The organism is Pseudomonas sp. URMO17WK12:I12, from assembly GCF_000514395.1.
In the GTDB taxonomy this organism is placed as follows: Bacteria; Pseudomonadota; Gammaproteobacteria; order Pseudomonadales; family Pseudomonadaceae; genus Aquipseudomonas; species Aquipseudomonas mucoides.
Map to the genome: position 1 here is coordinate 107,910 of NZ_AZVV01000009.1, position 18,743 is coordinate 126,652.

19 protein-coding genes and 1 pseudogene are annotated in these 18,743 nt (G+C 60.4%); 13 read left to right on the forward strand and 7 right to left on the reverse strand.

All coding sequences use genetic code 11. From position 1 onward, the window contains the following. Positions 1-7 precede the first annotated feature (7 nt). The 4 genes from D882_RS0113025 to D882_RS0113040 all read left to right on the forward strand — a co-directional run bounded on the left by D882_RS0113025 (position 8) and on the right by D882_RS0113040 (position 4,217). A complete protein-coding gene (locus D882_RS0113025; protein ID WP_027923667.1) occupies positions 8-265 on the forward strand; it encodes a cytochrome C oxidase subunit IV family protein in 258 nt (85 codons plus the stop codon). Between the two features lie 159 nt (positions 266-424). Then, positions 425-865 (forward strand): cytochrome c, encoded by a 441-nt coding sequence (locus D882_RS0113030; protein ID WP_027923668.1) that lies wholly within the window; start codon positions 425-427, stop codon positions 863-865. 3 nt (positions 866-868) lie between these two features. Then, on the forward strand, positions 869-2,296 hold the full coding sequence (locus D882_RS0113035; RefSeq protein WP_027923669.1) for a cbb3-type cytochrome c oxidase subunit I: 1,428 nt from the start codon (positions 869-871) through the stop codon (positions 2,294-2,296). A gap of 79 nt (positions 2,297-2,375) precedes the next feature. Continuing rightward, positions 2,376-4,217 (forward strand): nitric oxide reductase activation protein NorD, encoded by a 1,842-nt coding sequence (locus D882_RS0113040; RefSeq protein ID WP_027923670.1) that lies wholly within the window; start codon positions 2,376-2,378, stop codon positions 4,215-4,217. Between the two features lie 15 nt (positions 4,218-4,232). Here D882_RS0113040 and D882_RS0113045 read toward each other — a convergent pair whose 3' ends face one another. Next, entirely contained in the window at positions 4,233-4,433 is a 201-nt protein-coding gene (locus D882_RS0113045; protein WP_027923671.1) for a hypothetical protein, read from the reverse strand. Beyond that, positions 4,430-5,113: a Crp/Fnr family transcriptional regulator gene (locus D882_RS0113050; RefSeq protein WP_027923672.1), complete on the reverse strand. Its 684-nt coding sequence runs from the start codon at positions 5,111-5,113 to the stop codon at positions 4,430-4,432. Before D882_RS0113050 ends, D882_RS0113045 begins: the two co-directional genes overlap by 4 nt. Before the next feature lie 484 nt (positions 5,114-5,597). Between D882_RS0113050 and D882_RS0113060 the strand changes: the two genes are divergently transcribed. Both D882_RS0113060 and D882_RS0113065 read left to right on the forward strand, forming a co-directional pair. Next, on the forward strand, positions 5,598-6,788 hold the full coding sequence (locus D882_RS0113060) for an NnrS family protein (protein WP_027923673.1): 1,191 nt from the start codon (positions 5,598-5,600) through the stop codon (positions 6,786-6,788). Positions 6,789-6,816: 28 nt separating this feature from the next. Further along, on the forward strand, positions 6,817-7,254 hold the full coding sequence (locus tag D882_RS0113065; protein ID WP_027923674.1) for a CopD family copper resistance protein: 438 nt from the start codon (positions 6,817-6,819) through the stop codon (positions 7,252-7,254). 136 nt (positions 7,255-7,390) lie between these two features. On the opposite strand, the pseudogene ytfE reads toward D882_RS0113065, so the two are convergent. Beyond that, a pseudogene (ytfE, locus tag D882_RS01000000131060) lies at positions 7,391-8,066 on the reverse strand (iron-sulfur cluster repair protein YtfE). Between the two features lie 155 nt (positions 8,067-8,221). Between ytfE and norR the strand changes: the two are divergent. From norR to D882_RS0113105, 7 genes are all read left to right on the forward strand, one after another. Continuing rightward, complete coding sequence (norR, locus tag D882_RS0113075) at positions 8,222-9,751, forward strand: nitric oxide reductase transcriptional regulator NorR (RefSeq protein WP_027923675.1); 1,530 nt, start codon at positions 8,222-8,224, stop codon at positions 9,749-9,751. Between the two features lie 88 nt (positions 9,752-9,839). Then, positions 9,840-10,487, forward strand: a complete 648-nt coding sequence (gene pdxH / locus D882_RS0113080) for a pyridoxamine 5'-phosphate oxidase (RefSeq protein WP_027923676.1) — start codon at positions 9,840-9,842, stop codon at positions 10,485-10,487. 156 nt (positions 10,488-10,643) lie between these two features. Beyond that, positions 10,644-11,198 (forward strand): molybdenum cofactor biosynthesis protein B, encoded by a 555-nt coding sequence (gene moaB / locus D882_RS0113085; protein ID WP_027923677.1) that lies wholly within the window; start codon positions 10,644-10,646, stop codon positions 11,196-11,198. Further along, entirely contained in the window at positions 11,195-12,430 is a 1,236-nt protein-coding gene (glp, locus tag D882_RS0113090) for a gephyrin-like molybdotransferase Glp (RefSeq protein WP_027923678.1), read from the forward strand. Before moaB ends, glp begins: the two co-directional genes overlap by 4 nt. Before the next feature lie 122 nt (positions 12,431-12,552). After that, positions 12,553-13,548 carry a peptidase U32 family protein gene (locus tag D882_RS0113095; RefSeq protein WP_027923679.1) on the forward strand — a complete coding sequence of 332 codons (996 nt, stop codon included), beginning with the start codon at positions 12,553-12,555 and terminating at the stop codon, positions 13,546-13,548. Between the two features lie 10 nt (positions 13,549-13,558). Then, positions 13,559-14,449, forward strand: coding sequence for a U32 family peptidase (locus D882_RS0113100; RefSeq protein ID WP_027923680.1), 891 nt, complete (start codon positions 13,559-13,561; stop codon positions 14,447-14,449). After that, complete coding sequence (locus D882_RS0113105) at positions 14,443-14,913, forward strand: SCP2 domain-containing protein (RefSeq protein ID WP_027923681.1); 471 nt, start codon at positions 14,443-14,445, stop codon at positions 14,911-14,913. Before D882_RS0113100 ends, D882_RS0113105 begins: the two co-directional genes overlap by 7 nt. Positions 14,914-15,048: 135 nt before the next feature. On the opposite strand, the gene D882_RS0113110 is transcribed toward D882_RS0113105, so the two are convergent. The 4 genes from D882_RS0113110 to D882_RS0113125 all read right to left on the reverse strand — a co-directional run bounded on the left by D882_RS0113110 (position 15,049) and on the right by D882_RS0113125 (position 18,717). Further along, positions 15,049-15,435 (reverse strand): putative zinc-binding protein, encoded by a 387-nt coding sequence (locus D882_RS0113110; RefSeq protein WP_027923682.1) that lies wholly within the window; start codon positions 15,433-15,435, stop codon positions 15,049-15,051. A gap of 74 nt (positions 15,436-15,509) precedes the next feature. Next, a complete protein-coding gene (locus D882_RS0113115) occupies positions 15,510-16,184 on the reverse strand; it encodes a Crp/Fnr family transcriptional regulator (protein WP_017338877.1) in 675 nt (224 codons plus the stop codon). An 86-nt stretch (positions 16,185-16,270) separates the two neighbouring features. Beyond that, entirely contained in the window at positions 16,271-16,918 is a 648-nt protein-coding gene (gene narL / locus D882_RS0113120; RefSeq protein ID WP_027923683.1) for a two-component system response regulator NarL, read from the reverse strand. Then, the gene (locus tag D882_RS0113125; RefSeq protein WP_027923684.1) at positions 16,915-18,717 is read right to left on the reverse strand and encodes a HAMP domain-containing protein; all 1,803 of its coding nucleotides are present in this window, start codon (positions 18,715-18,717) and stop codon (positions 16,915-16,917) included. The genes narL and D882_RS0113125 overlap by 4 nt, the downstream gene beginning before the upstream one ends. Positions 18,718-18,743 lie beyond the last annotated feature (26 nt).

Consider the following 18,743-nt stretch of genomic DNA (forward strand, 5'->3'; position numbering starts at 1 on the left):
GGTTTTCATGTCTGTTTCCAGGGTATTGCTCGTCTGTTGGGCGGCGCTTGCCACGTTAAGTGTGTGCACTGTCGTCCTGGCGCACGTTGGCGCGACGTCGCTGCTGTCGATGGCCATCTTGCTGGTGGCGGTCGGCAAGGCCTGGCTGATCACCGACGGCTTCATGGAGATGCGCCACGCGCCGCGACTGTGGCGGCGGTTGATGTTGAGCTGGGCGTTGGTGTTGGCGACGGTGATCGGGATGACACTGATGTCGTTCCGTTAACCAATCCCTGTAGCAGCAGGCTTCGCCAGCTGCTACAGGGACCGAGTAGGGCTCAAGTGTAATACCCGACCAAAACCATCTGACTTTCTTGATCGCCATCAAGCAGGTTTCAACCCTTCGCTTCCTATCATGGACGGGCCAAGCAAAGAGGAAGCGACCATGTCAGAGACCTTCACCAAAGGCATGGCCAGGAACATCTATTTCGGGGGAAGCATCTTCTTCTTCCTGATATTCCTGGCCTTGACCTATCACACGGAACAGACCTTTCCAGCCCGCAGTAATGAGGCGCAACTCACCGAATCTGTGGTGCGTGGCAAGTTGGTCTGGGAGCAAAACAACTGCATCGGCTGCCACACACTGTTGGGCGAGGGCGCCTACTTTGCGCCAGAGCTGGGCAACGTGTTCCAGCGACGCGGCGGGGAGGCGGGCTTCAAACCCTTTCTGCATGCCTGGATGAAAATGCAGCCCCTGGGCGTACCGGGCCGGCGAGCGATGCCGCAGTTCAAGTTGAGCGAGCAGGAGGTGGATGACATCGCCGAGTTCCTCAAATGGAGCTCGAACATCAACACCAATGGCTGGCCGCCAAACAAGGAGGGCTAAGCGATGAGCGTTGCCAATCCACATCTGAAATTCGCCTCGCAAGCCGTGGCCAAACCGTACTTCGTGTTCGCCCTGATCCTGTTTCTCGGTCAGGTGTTGTTCGGTTTGATCATGGGTCTGCAATACGTGATAGGGGACTTTCTGTTCCCGATCATCCCCTTCAACGTGGCGCGGATGGTGCACACCAACCTGCTGATCGTCTGGCTGCTGTTCGGCTTCATGGGCGCCGCCTACTACCTGATTCCGGAAGAGGCCGATCGCGAACTGCACAGCCCTAAACTGGCGATCATTCTGTTCTGGGTATTCGCCGCCGCGGGTGTGCTGACGATCCTGGGCTATCTGCTGGTGCCGTATGCCGGCCTGGCCAGGCTGACCCACAACGAACTGCTGCCGACCATGGGCCGGGAGTTCCTGGAGCAACCGACCATCACCAAGATGGGCATTGTGGTGGTGTGCCTGGGCTTCCTCTACAACATCGGCATGACCCTGCTCAAAGGTCGCAAGACCACCGTCAGCATGGTGATGATGACCGGGTTGATCGGGCTCGCGGTGTTCTTCCTGTTCTCCTTCTATAACCCCGGCAACCTGGCCCGCGACAAGTTCTACTGGTGGTGGGTGGTGCATCTTTGGGTGGAAGGCGTGTGGGAACTGATCATGGGTTCGATGCTCGCGTTCGTCCTGATCAAGATCACCGGGGTAGACCGGGAAGTCGTGGAGAAATGGCTGTATGTGATCATCGCCATGGCGCTGATTACCGGGATCATCGGCACCGGTCACCACTTCTTCTGGATTGGTGCGCCTGAGGTCTGGTTGTGGGTCGGTTCAATTTTCTCGGCACTCGAACCGCTGCCGTTCCTGGCCATGGTGATCTTCGCCTTCAGCATGGTGAAGAACCGCCGCCGGCAACACCCGAACCGCGCCGCCACCCTGTGGGCCAAGGGAACCGTCGTCACAGCGTTCTTCGGTGCTGGCGTCTGGGGCTTTTTACATACCCTGGCACCGGTCAACTTCTACACCCACGGTTCGCAACTGACGGCGGCGCACGGCCACCTGGCTTTCTACGGTGCTTACGCGATGATCGTGATGACCTTGATCAGCTACGCCATGCCACGACTGCGCGGGTTGGGTGAAGCAGGCGATGAGCGCTCGCAGACCTTCGAAATCTGGGGCTTCTGGTTGATGACCCTGTCGATGGTGATGATCACGCTGTTCCTCACCGCAGCCGGTGTCGTTCAGGTTTACCTGCAACGCTGGCAGGTCGATGGTGTCGCGTTGCCCTTCATGGCCACGGTCGAACATCTGCAGGTGCTGTTCTGGGCCCGTTTTGGCGCCGGTCTTGGTTTCCTTGCGGGACTGCTCTGTTACCTGTTCAGCTTCAAGCAACGTGGCCGCGCAGCGTTGCGCGCCCCGGCGGCCGTGGTGCCTTCATGAGCCGCTGGCACGGCTAGAAAAGGTCGGCCCGGCTGATACAGCGGGCCGTTTTTTTGCTTTACAAAAAAGGGCAATGATCATGGCCTTTACCGTCGAACTGGAAGAGTGGGTCGGCAGCGTCTGGCATCGCTTCATCACCCGGCGCGCCAGCCCGGACTTCCCCGAGGCACGCGTCGAACTGGCCAGCCAGCAACGTCCGCTGGCGCTGCTGTTTCGCGCCATGGGCGGCGCCAGTGGCATCGGTGTCGAAGCCGCCAGTGACCGCGATCTGCTGTTGCGGCGCAATGTGCTGCAGCAGATCGCCGGTACCTGCAAGCAAGTGCCCCTGGCGTGGTGCGACGCGAGCAACCTTCGTCTGCCGTCGAGCCTCGCAGTGTTTCCCGAAATCGCACTGAACGAGGAACTCTATCGTTGGCTCGCCTTGCTGGCGGCACAGGCCGGCCAAATGCGGCACTGGGGCCGGGACAATCAACGCTGGACGCAACTGCTGTTACGGCGTTATCCCGCGTTGCGTACCCGGTACAAACGCCTGGTCGATGCTCACCTGCAATTGCGCCCGGATCCGGCCACATTGAGTCGTGGCGAAGCGGCCCTGGAACGGGCGTTATGCCAGGCGCTGCGCGAGCCCGGCAGTGTCGAACATTTTCCCCGCAGCGAACGGGCCGCGTGGCCGTTGCCGCTGTGGTTGTACCCGCCGCAAAACCTCGCGAGCCCGCAGGCTGCCGACCTGGGGGAGGAGTCCGAAGAATCGTTGACGACCCCGCCCGGTGAGCAAAAGGGCGCAAGCAAACGCGCCAAGCGGATCGATGAAAGCACCCGCGATGGCGGGTTGTTAATCGTGCGTCTGGAGAACCTGTTCAGCTGGACCGAACACGTGGACCTGGATCGCTGGTCGGACGACAGTGAGGACCCGGACGCGGCCAAAGTCGCCGAGGACCTCGACGAGTTGAGCCTGTCGCGCACCCGTCTGCGCAAGGGCGGCGGCCTCAAGCTGCACCTGGATTTACCGCCGGCCGATGTCGACGATATTCCCCTGGGCGAGGGCATCAAGTTGCCGGAGTGGGACTATCGCAAACAGCAGATGCAAGACGCCTTCGTCAATCTGCAAATGATGGTGCCCCGGGACTGCGAGGCGCAGCCACTGCCGCCACGGCTGAAAGCTTCGGCGCACCGTCTGCGGCGCCAGTTCGAGCACCTGCGCAATGACCGCCAATGGTTACGCCAGCAACCCCAAGGGTCTGAACTGGATATGCAGGCCTGGCTGGATTTTCACGTTGAACGCGAGCATGGCCAGTGTGCGGAACGCGGTTTGTTCATGGAACAACGGCAGACACGCCGTGACCTGGCGTGCCTGTTGCTGGCCGATGTGTCGATGTCCACCGACGCGCACTTGAACGATGAGCATCGGGTGATTGATGTCATCCGCGACAGCTTGCTGCTGTTCGGTGAGACCCTGTCGGTGCTCGGTGATGATTTCGCCCTGTACGGGTTTTCCTCGTTGCGCCGTCATCAAGTGCGGATGCAGGAACTCAAGTCTTTCACCCAGCGTTATGACGACAACACCCGTGGTCGTATTCAAGGGCTCAAACCGGGTTATTACACGCGCATGGGCGCCGCCATCCGCCAGGCCACCCAACTGCTGGGCAAGAGCAAGCGCCGCAGCAAACTGTTGCTATTGCTCACGGATGGCAAACCGAACGATCTGGACTTGTACGAGGGACGTTACGGCGTTGAAGACACCCGCGAAGCGGTGCTGGAGGCGCGGCACCAGGGGTTGACGCCGTTTTGCATCACGATTGATCGCGAGGCCGGGGATTACCTGCCTTACATGTTCGGCGCCAATGGCTACACCTTGATCCGTCAGCCCGAGCAATTACCCCTGCGATTGCCGCAGCTGTACCGCCAGTTGACCCAACCTTGAGGGGGGCACGCAGCATCAACTGCTGCCGCGTGGCAGCCAGAAAAACATCGTCACGCAGAAGATCGTCAGGCCGATGCAGAACCACGTGAATCGGCGCAGCCGACGTTGCGCCGCGTGTGCGGCCAATACCGGCAGGGGCATGCCGCACTGGAGGCACTCGGTTTCTTGTGCGGGGTTGGCGCGTTGGCAATACAGACAGACGGGCAGGGCACTCACTCGAACTGTTCCAGGCGCAGACGATCGAGAATGGCGATCTGGCGGCCGTCCTGGGTGATGATGTTTTCATCGATCAGGCGACGGATGATCCGCGAAAAGGTTTCCGGCTGGATCGACAGGTGCCCGGCAATCAGTTGCTTGGCCATTGGCAGTTCGAATTGGCTGCCAACGGTTTGCTGGCGCACCAGTTGCGTCAGCAGATAACGCACGACCCGGTGGGTAGCGTTTTTCAATGACAGGGTTTCGATTTCGTTGACCCGTTGATGCAAGCGAACGCACAGCTTGCCGAGCAGCGCAAAGGTCAGTCGGCTGTTACTTTGCAGCAGGCGCATATAGGTGTTGTTGGATAACCGATAGAGCTGAGTGGGGCAGATCGCTTCGGCCGAGGCCACATAGTTCGGGGTGTCCATCAGCATCATCGCTTCGGCGAAGGTTTGCCGGTCACCAATGACCTCAAACACTTTCTCCTGCCCGTCGGGCGTCAGGCGATAGATTTTCACCGCGCCGGCAATCACGAAATAGAACGAGTCTGCCGACTCGCCCTGACGGAACAACGGTTCGCCTTTGTCGATGCTCAGCAAGTGGCTGGTACTCATCAACTCATCCAGCTGTTCTTCGTTCAACGGCTCGAACAAGTGATGGCTGCGCAGAATCTGGTGATGGACGCGATGAAGCACCATAAAAATTCATCCTGAGGTTTGAGGAGGGGATGGCGATCAAGTCAAACGAGGCCCAGCGAGACACCGCTGGCCAACGCCAGCACCGAGGTCAGCACCACAAACCAGGCCAATGGCTGGATGACTTTTTTCATGACGACTCCTGGGGTTCGAGAAGGATCAAGTTTTCCTTGATTTCTGAACCATTGAGCAAGACGCGGGCCATGCCTGGAGTCCGTTGTTTACTGGGGTTGTCAGATAGGAGGGTAAAAACGACTATGGGGTTTAGGGTTCAAATAACCCTTAAATGGTCATTTCTACCCTGAACCCCATCCCGCAGGGAGCAGGTCCTCTCACCACAGGGGGCGAATGAACATCAGGGCACGGCCCTTGCACACTTGATCTGCGACAAAGGCAATTAATCGTCAATACCCGATGATTGCCCCCGGACTTGCCTTGACGCGTGTGGGTTGGCGTCAGGTCAGCAGCAAGGTAAAGGAGTAGCTTTATGCAAGTGCTTGACCGCCGTAAAGCGATGGCTATCGCGCCGCTGTTGCGTTTGGCCTTTCGGCCATTTTTCCTCGCCGGCTGCCTGCTGGCGGTGCTGGTCATTCCACTCTGGCTGTTCGCCTTCAGTGGTGAGCTTTCCGGCTGGCAGCCGGCGGGTGGCTGGCTGGGCTGGCATCGACACGAATTGCTGTTCGGATTCGGCTTGGCGATCATCGCCGGCTTTCTGCTGACGGCGGTGCAGACCTGGACCGGTCGCCCCGGCATCAGCGGGCAACCACTGGCCATGTTGGCGCTGCTGTGGTTATTGGCGCGCGTGGCCTGGCTGGTCAATGCACCGTTGCCGGTGCTCGCGGTGCTGGAACTGGCGTTCCCGCTGGCGGTGGCTGCGCTCATGGGATTCACCTTGTGGAAGGTGCGGCAGAAACGTAACTACCCCATTGCGGTGGTGTTGCTGCTGTTAGCGGCGGCCGATGGGTTGTCCCTGTATGGTCTGGTCGAAGGTCATGAAGGCTGGCAGCGTCAAGGCGTGTTGACGGGTCTGTGGCTGGTGGCGGCAATGATGGGTTTGATCGGTGGGCGCGTCATTCCGTTCTTCATCCAGCGCGGCCTCGGCAAGGTCGAGGGCGTTACCCCTTGGCAGTGGCTGGATTGGCTGCTGCTGATTGGCTCACCGCTGGTGGCGTTGCTCTATGCCGCGGGACCTGCGCTTGTCCCCGATTTCTGGGTGGGCCTGTTGTTCGCGGTGTTGGCCGCAGGGCATCTGGTGCGCCTGGTGCGCTGGCATGATCGCGCCCTCTGGCATGTGCCGTTGTTGTGGTCGTTGTACCTGGCTTATGCCTGGTTGGCGGTGGCCTGTCTCGGGATGGCGCTGTGGCATTTCGGTGTGCCGATCAATTCGAGTCTGGCGGTGCATTGCCTGACCATTGGTGCCATGGGTGGCCTGGTGCTGGCGATGATTGCACGGGTCAGCCTGGGGCATACCGGCCGCGCGCTGGAGCCGCCGTCGGGCATGACCCTGGCGTTCATTCTGGTCAACCTGGCCTGTCTGAGCCGGGTCGTGTTGATCCTGTTTTTCCCCTTGCCGGCGTTGTGGCTGGCGGGTCTGTGTTGGGTGCTGGCGTTTGCGCTATACGCCTGGCGCTATGGGCCGATGCTGTTGCAGTCCCGAGTGGACGGCCATCCGGGCTAAGCACGCTAACTGATGGAGGCTGCCGGTGATGTATCCCTTTTTACTGGTCACCCACTTGCTGGCGGCGATTGCCTTCATCGGCACGCTGTTTTTCGAGGTGGTGATCTGGCACAACGCCCGCCAGCAGGTGGCGGTTAGCGCGCAAACGAGCGCCGATCAAGCGATTGCAGTGCGTTCGCGCAAGGTGCTGCATGGCGTGGTGTTGCTGTTGTATGGCGCCGGTATCAGCCTGGCGTGGCAACACCGGGGTGTATTGAGTCAGCCGCTGGCGAGCAGTTTTGGTACGTTGCTGAGCCTGAAGATCATCCTGGCCCTGAGCATCATCGGCCATTACTTTCTGCTGGCGTACTGGCTGAAAAGCGCACGCCTGACCACGACCCGCGCCACTTGGATTCGCCGCAGCATCCTCGCGCACATGGTGTTGATCGTGATCCTGGCCAAGGCCATGTTCTATTGGCACGGTTGATCGCGCGGGAGAACCCGTAACCCTGTAATGGCGCCATTGGCGAGCCGGCTCGCTTCCACATTGGGATACCGTTCCCCTGTGGGAGCGAGCCTGCTCGCGAATGCTGTGTCACTGGTTTTGTATGACCAGCAATCGATCAATGGCGAGGTTTAAGTGCGTTGACGAACAACACGTTGTTTTCCAGATGGATGTGTTGCATCAGGTCATCACGAAACTCCAGCAGCCCGCGATACAGGGCACGCCAGGTGTTACAGGCATCGGCCGGCGGGGTGATGTTGTTGGTCAGCGCAAGCAGCCTTTCCAATGCTTCGCCATGTTGATCATGTTCAAAGCGCAGCACCTGGATCGGCGGTGCGGCCTGAGGGCCGATGCCTTGTTGCAGCATCGGGAACAGCACTTGTTCTTCCTTGAGCATGTGGCCTTCAAGTTCTTGTTGCATGTCGGTCAGGAGATCGGCCAGGCCGTTGGGGCAACTGCTGCGGGCACCATGGACCTGCTCGACGCGGCGGGCCAGACGAATCAGTTCCGGCAGTTGTTCGCGATGGCGTGCGTGGTAGCGCGCCAGAAGATGGGCGATCAACAGCTCCGAGGGTTCGTTGCGCCAGTCGTACTGGGTTTCGCCGGTGTCTTGCAGCTGGTGCAGCGCATCGGCAATCAGAGCCGGATCGAGGCCTTTGCCAGCGGCCGCTTCAAGCAGGCTTTTATGCCCGCCACAACAGAAGTCCAGTTTGAAGGGTGTGGAAAATCCGCGTGGCGCCGGGAATGTTGCACGCCAGTTGGCCGAGGCTTTGTTCCAATAGAGTCAGGCTCATCAGGGGTTCCTTGTTTGAATTTCAACGGTTCCCCAGGCTCATTGCATCCGGCATGCCATATTTAACGTATTGAAAAATATGGCTTAATTTTTATTTGTGGTGATAGACACCCGGACGCTTTAGGGTGAATCCAACCATAGAGGGTAATAACTACCATGCTGCGTGAAAGTCTGGCGGCCGACCTGATTGTCGAGTTGCCCAATGCTGTGCGGTTGCAACGTTTGGTCCAGACCCTGCGCGAGTACTTCAACAGTGGCGCCGTGGGATTGCTGCGTCTGGATGACGACAGCCTCAGGCCGGTCGCGACGGTGGGGCTGGTGCATGAAGCGTTGGGCCGCCGGTTTGTCATCGCTCAGCATCCGCGGCTGGCGGCAATCATGGCGTCGCGCGAACCCACCTGGTTCGAGCCCGACAGTCGGCTGCCGGATCCCTATGACGGCTTGCTCGACCATCACGCCGGCGAACCGATGCCAGTGCACGACTGCATGGGCGTGAGCCTGTATGTGGAAGGTCGGATCTGGGGGGCGATCACCCTCGATGCGCTGCATGCCGGGACCTTCGACAGCCGTGCGCGGGAGGAACTCAAGCGTTGCACCTTGCAGATCGAAGCCGCCGTGCGAGTCACCCGACTGGAACAGGAAAACCGCAGCCTGCGCTTGTCCCGCAGCGATATTCAAGACGTACGCAGGCCGGCGGACGAAGGCGAAATCCTCGGGCAAAGTGAAGTGCTGCACCAGTTGCTCAATGAACTGGATGTACTGGCCGATTCCGAGCTGCCGGTGTTGCTGCTGGGCGAGACCGGCGTCGGCAAAGAGCTGTTCGCCCGGCGCTTGCATCGTCTGTCGCGTCGCAGTCATAAGCCGCTGGTGCAGGTCAACTGCGCGGCTTTGCCGGAGTCTCTGGCGGAAAGTGAATTGTTCGGCCATGTCAAAGGCGCGTTTTCCGGTGCCACCAGTGACCGTGCCGGACGTTTCGATGCGGCCAACGGCGGCACGCTGTTTCTCGATGAAGTCGGTGAATTGCCATTGGCTGTGCAGGCGAAACTGCTGCGCACCCTGCAGAACGGCGAGATCCAGCGCCTCGGCGCCGACAAGCCGTTGCACGTCGATGTGCGCATCATCGCCGCGACTAACCGGCACCTGCCGGACAGCATCCGCGATGGCTTGTTTCGTGCGGATCTGTATCACCGGCTCTCGGTCTATCCGGTGCCGATTCCGCCGTTGCGCGAGCGGGGTAACGATGTGTTGATGCTGGCCGGGCACTTCCTTGAGCTGAATCGGGCGCGGCTTGGCTTGCGCGGTTTGCGTCTGTCGCCGGCCGCCGAGCGCGCGTTGCTGACTTACAGCTGGCCGGGCAACGTGCGCGAGCTGGAACACGTGATCAGCCGAGCCGCGTTGAAACAGCTCAGCCGCGGCACCAGTCGCACCCTGATCATGACGCTGGAACCCGAGATTCTGGACCTCGACAGTGCCATGGGGGGGCAGGGCGTGGTTGTCGAAAGTCCTCTGGAGGAAACGGCTGACGCGCCGTTCCAGCCCTTGGGGGAAGCGGTCGACGATTACCAGCGCAAGAAAATTCTCCAGGCCTTGAGCCTGTCCGGGAGTAACTGGGCCAGCGCCGCGCGGATCCTGGAAATCGATCCCAGCAACCTGCACAAACTGGCGCGGCGTTTGCGCCTCAAGTAAGGCCGGGCATGCTCAGTGTTGATGGTGATCAAGGTGCTGTTGCGCGGAGTCTCGCACACTGGGCAGAACCTTTTCGGAGATCACCCTCATGCCTCTTTCCCTGGCACAGATGCGTCGCAACTATACCCTTTTTGGCCTGCAAGACGAGGCAGCGCTGGACGATCCGCTGGCCATGTTCCGACAGTGGATGCAACTGGCCCGCGACACCGAGCGCGCGCCTGTCGAAGCCAACAGCATGGTGTTGGCGACCGTCGACCGTGAAGGTCGCCCGCACTGTCGGGTCCTGCTGCTCAAGGGCTTTAGTGATGAAGGCTTCACGTTTTTCGGTCATTACCAGAGCGACAAGGGGCAGCAATTGGCTTCTAATCCATATGCAGCGATGACCTTTTTTTGGCCGGGGCTGGAGCGTCAGGTGCGGATCGAGGGGCAGGTGTCCAGGCTCGCCCCGACGCTGTCGGATGCGTACTTCGATTCCCGCTCACAGGACAGTCGCCTGGGCGCCTGGGCCTCACCGCAAAGCCGACCATTGGCCAATCGGGCCGAGCTTGAATCGCTGTTGATACAAACCACCCAACGGTTTGCCGGCCAGACCGTGCCGCGGCCCGAGCATTGGGGCGGCTACTGCTTGCAGCCTGATCGGCTGGAATTCTGGCAAGGCCGTGCCGACCGCTTGCATGACCGTCTCGATTACCGGTTGCGCGATGGGGGTTGGCATCGCAGCCGCCTGGCGCCTTGATAGTGATGGGAGACAGTGTGGGAGCGAGTCTGCTCGCGAGGCGGTGTGCCAATCTCAACCAATGTCCCTGTAGAGGTACCTCCTTGGAGGAATAGGCTCATCGGGAATTCCAGTTCAGGCTTTGCCCCATACCCTCATTTACGGGAAGGCTTGGATATGGCCCATCTGTCGCAACGCACGTTTGAACCCCTGAACATTGCCGTGCTGACCATCAGCGATACGCGCACCTTTGACACTGACACCTCGGGGCAGACCCTCACGGATTTGCTGCAAACGGCCGGGCATGTATTGATCGATCGTGGTCTGGTCAAGGACGACATTTATCAGATCCGCGCCAAGGTTTCCCACTGGATCGCCGACCCCAAGGTGCAGGTGGTATTGATGACCGGCGGCACCGGTTTCACCGCGCGCGACAACACACCACAAGCGGTCTTGCCGTTGCTGGACAAACACGTGGAAGGCTTCGGTGAACTGTTTCGTCAGGTGTCCCTTGCGGAAATCGGCATGTCCAGCCTGCAGTCACGGGCATTGGCGGGGATGAGCAATGGCGTGCTGGTGTGCTGCGTTCCGGGTTCGCCGGGCGCGTGTCGAACGGCCTGGAACCAGATCTTGCTCGAACAGCTGGACAGCCGCACCGGCCCATGCAATTTCGCCCCCCATTTGAAACCGCAAGGGCAACGGGTCGTCGACGCCTGCGAGCCCCGCTCATGAGCGGCCAGGTGTGTGACCTTGGTCGCTTGATGCCGGTGGACGAGGCTATCAATCGTTTGCTGGACCAGGCACCGCCGCCGCCCCTGGCGCAAAAGATCGACCTGGATCAAGCCTTGGGCCGGGTGCTGGCGGCGGACATTCATTCCCCCGTCAACCTGCCGGCCTGGGACAACAGCGCCATGGACGGTTATGCCCTCAGGGCCGCTGACCTGCCACCGGAGGGTGGCTGGTTGTTGATTGGCGGACGAATCGCCGCGGGGGATCCGGCATGCTCGCCCTTGCTCGCGCAGCAGGCAGTGCAGATCTTTACCGGTGCGCCGTTGCCTTCGGGCGCCGACACGGTGGTGCCTCAGGAACGCTGCCGGATCGAGGGCGAGCGCGTGTGGTTCCCGCCCGTCAATACTGGCGATCACGTGCGCAAAGAAGGTGAGGAGGTTCGCCGGGGCGACCTGTTAATCCAGGCCGGCAAACGTCTGCGTGCGCAAGAAGTGGGGTTGCTGGCTGGCGCTGGCATCGGGCGGGTCGAGGTCTATCGACCGTTGCAGGTGTGCTTGCTCAGCAGTGGCAATGAACTGCGTGAGCCGGGTGATTCATTGGCGCCCGGGCAGATTTACAACAGCAATCGCTACTGCCTCGCCGCGTTGTTGAGCGGTTGGGGGGTCGAGGTGCATGACTATGGCGTCATGGCCGATGAGTTGGCCGCCAGCCGGCATGCCTTGAGCCTGGCGTCTTCGGAATGCGACCTGTTGTTGAGTTCCGGTGGCGTCTCGGTGGGTGAGGAAGATCACCTCAAACAAGCGATCGAGGAACTCGGCAGCCTGGATTTCTGGCGGCTGGCCATTCAGCCGGGCAAGCCGCTGGCCTTCGGCGAAGTCGCCGGCAAACCCTGGATCGGCATGCCGGGCAATCCTTCGGCGGCGCTGATTACCGCGTTGGTGGTGGTGCGCCCGTTCCTGCTCAGGGCCCAGGGCGTCAGCGATGTGTTGCCGGCGCCACTGGCCGTGCCCGCCGGGTTCGATTGGTTGCAGCGCAATAAACGTCGGCAGTACCTGCGGGCACGGCTGACACCCGGTGCTGATGGTCAGTTGAGCGTGGAGCTGCACCCCCAGCAAAGCTCGGCGATGTTGACCGCCGCGTGCTGGGCCGATGGCCTGGCGGTGATCGAGTGCGAGCAGCAAGTGCTCAAGCACGACAATGTGATGTTCCTGTCCTTCGCCGACCTGATGCATTGATCGCAATTGATTGCCGTCAAGGCTGTGCCTGCCGGTCTCGCTAGACTGGCAGCGCCTTTTTCGATCGCTGTGCCACAGGCATCGAGGGAGGGTCCAGACGCGTTTTTCCACGAGGATTACCCATGCAACTGGTCTGCCCGGCAGGCAACCTGCCTGCGCTAAAAGCGGCGGTGCGCCAAGGCGCCGATGCCGTTTATGTCGGTTTTCGCGATGACACCAACGCCCGGCATTTTGCAGGGCTGAACATGGACGACAAACAATTCGACGCGGCGGTCGCCCACATCCGTCAGCATCAACGAAAACTCTATGTCGCGGTCAACACCTACCCGCAACCCAAGGGCTGGGAACGCTGGCAGCGCGCGGTTGATCGCGCCGCCGATTGTGGTGTGGATGCGCTGATCGCCGCCGACCCCGGCGTACTCAACTACGCCAGCCAGCGGCATCCGCAACTGGCGCTGCACCTCTCGGTGCAGGGCTCGGCGACCCATGCCGCGGCCCTGGAGTTTTATGCGCAGCGCTACGCAATTCGTCGCGCGGTACTGCCACGGGTGTTGTCGTTGGCGCAGGTGCGTCAGGTCGCTGCAAGCAGCCCGGTGCCCATCGAAGTCTTTGGCTTCGGCAGCTTGTGCATCATGGCTGAAGGGCGTTGCCATCTGTCTTCGTACATTACCGGTGAGTCGCCGAACCTCTGTGGCGTCTGTTCGCCGGCCAAAGCGGTGCGCTGGAGCGAAGACGCCGACGGCTTGAGCGCACGGCTCAGTGAAGTGCTGATCGACCGTTACACCCCTGAGGAACCCGCCGGTTATCCGACCCTGTGCAAAGGCCGTTTCCTGGTCGGCGGCAAACGCTTTCATGCGCTGGAAGAACCCACCAGCCTCGACACCCTGGACTTGCTGCCGGAATTGACGGCCATCGGTGTCGAGGCGGTCAAAATCGAGGGCCGGCAACGCAGCCCGGCGTATGTCGAACAAGTCACCCGTGTCTGGCGTGCGGCGCTGGATGCCCATCGTGGCTCGCCGGGCAGTTTTCGGGTCAAGGAGGAATGGCGCCGGGTGTTGGCCGGTTTGTCCGAAGGCAGCCAGACCACTTTGGGTGCTTACCATCGATCATGGCAATGAGGGAGGCGACATGAAGCTCAGCCTTGGACCGGTCCTGTTTTATTGGGACAAAGAGCAACTCAGCAACTTTTACGTCGAGATGTCGGCCTTGCCTCTGGATGTGATTTATCTGGGGGAAACCGTGTGCTCGAAACGCCGGTCATTTTCATTGGATCAATGGTTGGGGCTGGGGCGCGAGTTACAAGAATGCAGCCAGGCACAACTGGTTCTCTCCAGCCTGACGCTGATCGAAGCGGCCTCCGAACTCTCTAGCCTGCGGCGGCTCTGCGACAACGGCCAACTGTTGGTGGAAGCCAATGACATGGGCGCGGTGCAGTTTCTGGCCGAGCGCAAGTTGCCGTTCGTGGGCGGTCCTGCGCTGAATGTGTACAACGGGCATACGCTCACGCAACTGCTGGACGGCGGGATGACCCGTTGGGTGCCGCCGGTGGAGTGTTCGGCGACGCTGATTAGCGATGTGCTCGATCAGGTGCGGGAACTGGGTCGAGAGGTCCCGGAAGTCGAGGTCTTTGCTTATGGGCATTTGCCGTTGGCCTATTCCGCACGCTGCTTCACCGCGCGGGCGGAAAACCGGCCCAAGGACGACTGCCAGTTTTGCTGCATCAACTACCCCGACGGCCTGCCGCTGACCAGTCAGGAAGGGCAAGCACTGTTCACCATTAACGGCATTCAGACGATGTCGGCCGAGGTGACCAATCTCCTGGCAGATTACGCGGGGTTGGTGGCCTGCGGCGCTGATTTGTTGCGACTGAGCCCTCGTGATCAAGGCATGGCGCAGGTCATTGCCGCCTATCAACGGGTTCGCCTGGGCGAGACACCGCCGGTGTTCGTCGACGGTTGTAACGGTTACTGGCATGGCCAGGCCGGCATGTTGCGCATCGAGGAGGTCGGCTTGTGTTGAACCGAAAAAAATGGCTGTTGAAAGGTGCCGACCGGTTATTGCCGCTGGTGCGCCGGGTGCCTTTTGCGGTGCAGCGTCTGGCGTTGCAGCAGGCGTTGAATCGTTGCCTTGCCGAGCCGTTGCGCTACGGTGAGTTTGAAGTGTTGCGCGGGCGTTGGTTGTGCCTGCGGATTCCGGATTTGGGCTTGTCCTGGTATTTGACGCTGACCCGTCAAGGGTTGCGAATTGCCGAACATGCCATGGCGCATGTGACCATCAGCGGTAACTGGCGCGAGTTTTTATTGCTGGCCAGCCGTCAGGAGGATCCGGATACGTTGTTCTTTCGCAGGCGTTTGGTGATTGAGGGGGATACGGAGTTGGGGCTGGCGCTGAAGAACCTGATCGACAGCCTCGATCCCGACGTGTTGCCTGTGTGGCTGTGGCGTAATCTGGAGCGGGCAGGGAAGGGGTTGGCGACGGTTTGACCCATACAGATTAACTGTGGGAGCGAGCTTGCTCGCGAAGGGGCCAGTCCATCCACATGGAGGCTGACTGACACACCGCCTTCGCGAGCAGGCTCGCTCCCACTGTTGGATTTTCGGTGGCCGTCAGACCATCGTTTACTGGCGGTTTTCATGCTGGCGAGCATCACTCGCAATCAACTGCCTGATTTCTTCGAACAACTCATCCCCCTGCGCTGGCGTGCAATCCTCGCCATTGCGTTTACGCAACCCGTAATGGCTAAGAATCAAGTGCACATTCGCGTGCAGGCCATGTTGCTTCAGGCAGTTTTCGACGCATTGCAGCGGGCAGCCGTCCAGCGCAAAAATCCGCCGTCCCGAGCGGGCCTTGTTGACCAGCGCCGCCACATGCCCGCCAACACCGACGATGCAGGACATTTCCGCCAGGCCGCTGCGATCAAGGCGCACCGCCAGTGTGTTGGCCAGTTGGGCGACGTTGGAGCAGCCTGAGCAGGCATAAATCAGCGGCAAGGTTGAACGGGGCATGAGCACTCTCCATGGATGGACTTCTTCAGTCTGCAAGAGCGGTGGCATTGCGCATTGACGGCGGTCAATTACGACTATTGGAAGGCCGCGAGATCCTCTTCGGCTAGGATGCTGATATTGCGGCGTTCCATCGCGATCAGGCCGCTGTCCACCAGGCGGTGCAAGATCCGCGAAAAGGTTTCCGGCTGAATGCCCAGCTTCGAGGCCACCAGGCGTTTGGACACCTGCAACACAATCAAACCGCTGACCGGGTTGCGTTCCTGGAACAGGAAATTGATCACCCGGCGGCTCGCACTGGCCATGGTCAAGGTGTCGATGTCGCGCAGACGCAGGTGCAGGTGCACGCTCATGCTCGCCAGGATCGCCAGGCAGACTTTCGGCTGATCTTCCAGGGCATTGCGGTAGTGGTTGCCCTCGATACTCACCAGTACGCTGTCTTTCAGCGCCGTGGCGCTGACCGGGTAGAGACGGGCCTGGCTGAACAGTAAGGCTTCGGCAAAGGTCTGGCCCGGCTGGATGATCTCCACCAGATTCTCCTGGCCTTCGCCGGTCAGCCGATACAACTTGATCTGGCCGCTGACCAGCAGGAAAAAGCGCTTGGCCGGATCCCCTTGGTGCATGAGTGTGCTGTGACAACTCAGGCGCTTGAGCATCGCCAGGCCGCAGACTTCCTCGAAGATTTTCTCCGGTAGCTGGCTGAACAGATGGTGACGGCGCAACGTTAAAACGATGGAAGGGTGGGTCAGCATGGCGTACCTCCGCTGACGCTCATAGTAGAGAGCGTCGGCCGGATGACCTATGCCTCTGCCGGCCTACCTCCAAAGAGGCATACCCATCATCCGGCATTGCGCAGATGTTCCATGGCCCATACTGCGGCCTCGACCCGCGAGCGCAAGCCGAGTTTGTGCAGCAGGTTTTTCACATGCACCTTGACCGTCCCTTCAGTGATGCCGAGCTTGTGCCCGATGACTTTGTTGCTGAAGCCGCTGGCGATGGTTTTCAGCACCTGACGTTCACGCTCGGTCAGTTCCACCACGGTCTGGCGCTGGGGTGAGCGCAGTGCCTGGGCCATGACCTGGGTCAGCCCCGGGCTGATCACCAATTGGCCGTTCAAGGCATTGCGGATGTACTGAATCAACAGCTCGGGCTCCATGTCCTTGAGCAGGTAGCCGTCGGCATCCAGGCGCAGTGCGTCACGAATATCGTCTTCGGCATCCGAGACCGTAAACAGCAGCACCTTGCCGGTGTAGTGCATCGCCCGTAACTGGCGCAGGGTTTCAATGCCATTCATCACTGGCATGTTGTTATCGAGCAACACCAGATCCGGTTGCAGCGGCTCGATCAGTCCGAGCGCTTCTTCGCCGTTGCTGGCTTCACCGACGATCAGGAAATCATCTTCGAGTTCGAGCATCTGGCGGATGCCGTGACGCATCATCGGATGGTCATCGACCAGCAGGATGGTGTGTTGCAGGGGCGGGTTCATGTGGCGCTACCTTCTGTTTTTTGTCCCAGAAACTCCGGTTGGAATTCCAGTTGGACGCGGGTGCCTTGCGGCTCCCTGGAGACTATTTCAAGTTCACCGCGCAAGCTGCGTGCCCGCTCATCCATGATTTTCAGGCCGTGGTGCTCGCGTTGGTCGACGTTACCGCTGAAGCCACGCCCGTCGTCTTCGACGATCAGCCTCACGGTTTCACCGTCCTGACGCAGTTGCAGCCAGGCGTTTTGCGCATGGGCGTGACGCAGGCAATTGGAGAGCGCCTCGCGGGTGATCTGCAGAATGTGGATTTGTTCGCTGGCCGATAATTGAAAGGCCAGCGCGTCGACGTGCAGGTGCACCTGGAACTCCCCGCGACGGGAGAACTCCTCGGCGGTGTCCTTGAGTTCCTGCACCAGCCCCGCATCGTGAATCTGCAAGCGAAAGGTGGTCAGCAATTCGCGTAACTGGCGGTAGGCATTGTTTAACCCTTCGCGCAGTTCGGCGGTGACGTTTTCCAGGGTCTCGATCGGTTCGCCACGACGCATCAGGGTTTGCAGGCGGCTGACTTGCAGCTTCATGTAGGACAGGGCCTGGGCCAGTGAGTCGTGCAGCTCGCGGGCAATGATCGTGCGTTCGTCGAGCAGCAATAGGCGATGATCCTGTTCCCGTTGGCGCTTGAGCGAGAGCGAGGTGCCGATCAGGTTGGCCAGGGCCTGGATCAGTTGGGTTTCCCAGGCTTGCGTCGGGTGTCCATCGACAAAATGCGCCTTGAGCTCACCCAGCTCGCTGCCCTGGTTGCTGATGCTGAAGGTTTGCGGGCTGGCTTTATGGTGCTTCTGGCACGTGGCGCAATCGCTGCTGGCGCAGACTTCGCGGATGTTGGCGCCATGCAGGGCGAGCAACTGTTGGGCCGGGGCCTGCAATTGACCTTGCAGGCACAGCGACAGGCGCAAGCCGGGCAGGCGTTGCTGGAAGCGCCGGATCAACTCATCCAAACCTTCGGCATTGGCCAGGCGTGTGGCCAGGCTTCGACTGCTTTGGTACAGCAATTCAAGGGCAGCATTGGCTTGTTGCAGGTTCAGGGTTTTTTGCTGGACCTGACTCTCAAGGGTGCGATGCGAGTCTTCGATCGTCTCGGCCATGGCGTTGAAACTCATGGCCAATTGGCCCAATTCGTCCTGGGACTGATGGTTGACCCGCACTTTGAAATCGCCACGACGAAAACGCTGGGTCGCGTCCACCAACTCTTTCAAGGGCGTGACCACGCCATATTGCAGTTCGTAAAGCCCAAGCAGCAGGACGATCATCGTGGTGAACAGCGCCAAGCCCTGGATAACTTGTTGCCAGCCTTGCTTCTGTTCGCTTTGGCGCTGCAACAGGTCGACGAAATGGTTCAGTTGCTCAACGAAGGGCAGGGCCTGGAGCTGAAAATAGGCGGCATCGCCGCGCTCCAGTGCCGGACGCAAATCCTCGTTCCATTGTCGCTGGATTTGCCCGTAGCTGATTTGCAGCGCGGTGGTCGGGCCATCTTCCAGCACGGCTTTGAGTGGCTGGCTGTTCAGACGGGTTTGCAGGCTGTCGGTGATGGCGAGGACTTCTTCGCCGGTGGCCCCTGCGGCCAGTTTCCAGCTCAGGTGGTAAGTCTCCATGCGCACAGAGCCTGCGGTGTTGATGGCCGCCGCATCACCCTGGCTGAACCAGGCGATCAGTCCGGCGCTCAACGAACTGGCGAGGGCGAGCACGGCGATCAGGATCACGGCCAGCCCGGCGCGAGCGGGCAGGGAGCTGCGCAACCAGCGCATCATCAGCGCAGGTCCCGGACAATTTCAGG

What these genes read in the sequence shown, in the direction of transcription:
- D882_RS0113025 (WP_027923667.1), top strand. Translation starts at nt 8, where the DNA reads ATGTCTGTTTCCAGGGTATTGCTCGTCTGTTGGGCGGCGCTTGCCACG.
- D882_RS0113030 (WP_027923668.1), top strand. Translation starts at nt 425, where the DNA reads ATGTCAGAGACCTTCACCAAAGGCATGGCCAGGAACATCTATTTCGGG.
- D882_RS0113035 (WP_027923669.1), top strand. Translation starts at nt 869, where the DNA reads ATGAGCGTTGCCAATCCACATCTGAAATTCGCCTCGCAAGCCGTGGCC.
- D882_RS0113040 (WP_027923670.1), top strand. Translation starts at nt 2,376, where the DNA reads ATGGCCTTTACCGTCGAACTGGAAGAGTGGGTCGGCAGCGTCTGGCAT.
- D882_RS0113050 (WP_027923672.1), bottom strand. Translation starts at nt 5,113, where the DNA reads ATGGTGCTTCATCGCGTCCATCACCAGATTCTGCGCAGCCATCACTTG.
- D882_RS0113060 (WP_027923673.1), top strand. Translation starts at nt 5,598, where the DNA reads ATGCAAGTGCTTGACCGCCGTAAAGCGATGGCTATCGCGCCGCTGTTG.
- D882_RS0113065 (WP_027923674.1), top strand. Translation starts at nt 6,817, where the DNA reads ATGTATCCCTTTTTACTGGTCACCCACTTGCTGGCGGCGATTGCCTTC.
- norR (WP_027923675.1), top strand. Translation starts at nt 8,222, where the DNA reads ATGCTGCGTGAAAGTCTGGCGGCCGACCTGATTGTCGAGTTGCCCAAT.
- pdxH (WP_027923676.1), top strand. Translation starts at nt 9,840, where the DNA reads ATGCCTCTTTCCCTGGCACAGATGCGTCGCAACTATACCCTTTTTGGC.
- moaB (WP_027923677.1), top strand. Translation starts at nt 10,644, where the DNA reads ATGGCCCATCTGTCGCAACGCACGTTTGAACCCCTGAACATTGCCGTG.
- glp (WP_027923678.1), top strand. Translation starts at nt 11,195, where the DNA reads ATGAGCGGCCAGGTGTGTGACCTTGGTCGCTTGATGCCGGTGGACGAG.
- D882_RS0113095 (WP_027923679.1), top strand. Translation starts at nt 12,553, where the DNA reads ATGCAACTGGTCTGCCCGGCAGGCAACCTGCCTGCGCTAAAAGCGGCG.
- D882_RS0113100 (WP_027923680.1), top strand. Translation starts at nt 13,559, where the DNA reads ATGAAGCTCAGCCTTGGACCGGTCCTGTTTTATTGGGACAAAGAGCAA.
- D882_RS0113110 (WP_027923682.1), bottom strand. Translation starts at nt 15,435, where the DNA reads ATGCCCCGTTCAACCTTGCCGCTGATTTATGCCTGCTCAGGCTGCTCC.
- D882_RS0113115 (WP_017338877.1), bottom strand. Translation starts at nt 16,184, where the DNA reads ATGCTGACCCACCCTTCCATCGTTTTAACGTTGCGCCGTCACCATCTG.
- narL (WP_027923683.1), bottom strand. Translation starts at nt 16,918, where the DNA reads ATGAACCCGCCCCTGCAACACACCATCCTGCTGGTCGATGACCATCCG.
- D882_RS0113125 (WP_027923684.1), bottom strand. Translation starts at nt 18,717, where the DNA reads ATGATGCGCTGGTTGCGCAGCTCCCTGCCCGCTCGCGCCGGGCTGGCC.